3 protein-coding genes are annotated in these 2,554 nt (G+C 60.6%); 2 read left to right on the top strand and 1 reads right to left on the bottom strand.

Translation table 11 applies throughout. The features are described from left to right. The coding region (locus AC5DB9_RS16470; RefSeq protein WP_491732106.1) for an acyl-CoA dehydrogenase family protein at positions 1-525 on the top strand (525 nt) is incomplete at its 5' end. Here AC5DB9_RS16470 and AC5DB9_RS16465 read toward each other — a convergent pair. Next, positions 495-1,556, bottom strand: coding sequence for an AraC family transcriptional regulator (locus AC5DB9_RS16465; RefSeq protein ID WP_272991661.1), 1,062 nt, complete (start codon positions 1,554-1,556; stop codon positions 495-497). The genes AC5DB9_RS16470 and AC5DB9_RS16465 overlap by 31 nt on opposite strands. Before the next feature lie 183 nt (positions 1,557-1,739). On the opposite strand from AC5DB9_RS16465, the gene AC5DB9_RS16460 reads away from it, so the two are divergent. Next, positions 1,740-2,554 (top strand): AraC family transcriptional regulator ligand-binding domain-containing protein (locus tag AC5DB9_RS16460; protein WP_491732105.1); only part of this gene is annotated, 815 nt, incomplete at its 3' end.

Here is a 2,554-nt window from a genome sequence, read left to right as displayed (position 1 = left end):
ATGGCCGATGGCCGCGCCGCCGGAGACATCCAGTTCGACGGTGTGCCGTTCGATGACAGCGCGGTGCTGTGTCGCGGTGATGCGGCGGAGCGCGCGCTGCGGCAGTCGGTATCGGAAAGTCTGTTGCTGATGGCGGCAGAATCGCTGGGTTGCATCGACAGCCTGCTCAGTGTCAGCGGCGAGTATCTGGTAACCCGCAAGCAGTTCGGTATGCCACTGGCGGCATTTCAGGCGCTGCAGCACCGCTTCGCCGATATGTTTATCGCTGGCGAGAAGCTGCGCTCATTGTTGTGGGCGGCTTTTCAGCAGCAGGGCCGCGAGGGCTTTCATCGCGCTGCTGCGCAGCTCAAGGTGCAGTTGGCGGAAAGTGGTCGCTACGTCGGTCAGCAGGCGGTGCAGTTGCACGGCGGTATCGGTATGACTGACGAGCTGAACGTGGGGGCCTACTTCAAGCGTCTCACCTTGATGGAGCTGCTGGCGGGCCAGCGAGACGATCACCTGGCGGGATTGGCACTGGCATCCTGATCGGCGAACTCGCGCCGGCGTGCGGCTTCCGGCGTTTCGCCGAAGTACTCGGCAAAGGCGCGGGTAAAGTTGTTGCTGTGTCGATAACCCAGTTGCAGGGCAATGGCCTTGACCGGCATTTGGGTATTGCTCAAATACTGCTTGGCCAGCGCCATGCGCGCTTCCTGACAGACTTCCCGAAAGCTGTGGCCCTGATCGGCGAGATAGCGGCGCAGACTGCGCGGGTGCATATTCAACTGCGCGGCGGTGCCGGTGAGCGAGAATGCGCAGGACTGCGGATTTTCCACCAGCGCGCGGCGCACGCGGGCGGCAATGCCGCTGCCCCGGTAGCCGTCGCCAAGCAATTCACGCAGCTCGGTCGACAGGCTGCGAATCAGTGCGGTATTGCCTGAGGGAATGCGCTGATGGATCAGCGTCGATGGGGTAATCAATACATCGTGAGCGCGGTTGAAGTACACCGGACAACCAAACAGCTCCTCGTAGCGTGCGGCATAGGCGGGGGCCGGATGGCTGAAGTGGACTTCTGCGGGCGTGCTGGCCCGACCGCTGGGCACAATGGATTGGATACAGCGCCAAACCGCCAGCATACTCATTTCCATCAGCATTTCGCGGTGCGGGCGCGCCCGGCTGGTCACACTGAATACGCTGCTGGCGTACTGCTCCTTCACCACAATTTTATTGCGCAGCAGATAGTTTGAGCTGCTCAGTGCGTGGCTGGTCATTCGCGCGGCCTGAAGAACGGTCGGCGCGGTGAGCACTGCATAGCCGAGCAGCCCCGAGTCGGTAATCTGCGCGCGGTCGCCGAGCTGCAGGGCAATATCCGGCACGGCGCCGCGCCGCAGGGTATGCATCACCCGCAACACCGCCTGCATGCTGCCGTTCTCGTCGCGACTGGCCATCGACCAGTCCGACTTGACGCCACAGTCGACCGCGAGCTGGCCGGCATCGACCTGCGGGTAACGGTTCAGCAGAATATCCCGCAAGAGCCCGAGTCGGCGTCGACCGATATGTTCAACCTCAAAAAGCTGCATGATCGCGTACTGTTGTTGTGCAGGGCGTGGACCAAAATGATAGCCATTACTGGACCCAAATGATAGTAAATGCTCCTGCTGCATCGCCTTATGCTGATACGCTGCCTTCGCAGTGCAGGGAATCTTCCCATCAAAATAATAAGGAAAGTCGGTCGCCAGCCGGACTTTCAGGAGGAGAGAAGCATGAGAACACCCACCGTTTGCAGCGAATACCTTGATAGCACACTCCACTATCTGGAAGGGCGTGGAATCACCCCTGAACAGCTCCGTGGTCTGTTGCGACTGGATGTCCGGGAGCACGTCAGCGACAGCGGGCGCTTCCCGCTGCGTCTGTTTGAAATCGTACTGGATGCCGGTGAGCGGTTGCTGAAAGACCGCTACTTCGGTGCCCGCGCCGGTGTGCATTGTTCGCGTCAGGCCTGGGGCATGGTGAATTACCTCGGCATGAGCGCGGCCAATATGAAAGAGGCCATCGATGCCGTTGTGGCGTTTTCGCGTTTGCTGATCGACCACGGCGATGTGAATTTTGAGAGCATTGATGAGGACCAGACGCGGTTGAGCTGGCGAGTGCCTCCCCGCCAGATGCCGTCTCGGCATGTCATCGAGTTTTTCTTCACCAGTTGGTATCGCGCCAATAAGCCGCTGCTCGATTGCTGGTGCAGCCACCGTGAAATCCACTTCCAGCACGCCGGTCCCGGCGATGCCACCGAAATTGCCCGTATCATTCAGGCGCCGGTGCACTACAACAGCCACAGCAATGCGGTGGAGTTCGATCGCACTTTTCTGGCGCGCCCCACGCAGTTTCCCCACCCGGAGATTCACGAATCGCTGTTGCAGATTGCCCGTGAGCAGCTCGCCAATCTGCAGTTGGAAGACCGGGTAATTCGCGAGGTGATGGACTGCATTATCCGCCAACTGCCGGAAGGGGTGCCCCGCCTGGAGGATGTGGCCGCCGAACTGGATATGGCGCCGCGCACCTTGCAGCGCAGGCTCAGCTA

The organism is Spongiibacter sp., assembly GCF_984394615.1.
This window is presented reverse-complemented; position numbering and strand designations above follow the sequence as displayed.

What these genes read in the sequence shown, in the direction of transcription:
- AC5DB9_RS16465 (WP_272991661.1), bottom strand. Translation starts at nt 1,556, where the DNA reads ATGCAGCTTTTTGAGGTTGAACATATCGGTCGACGCCGACTCGGGCTC.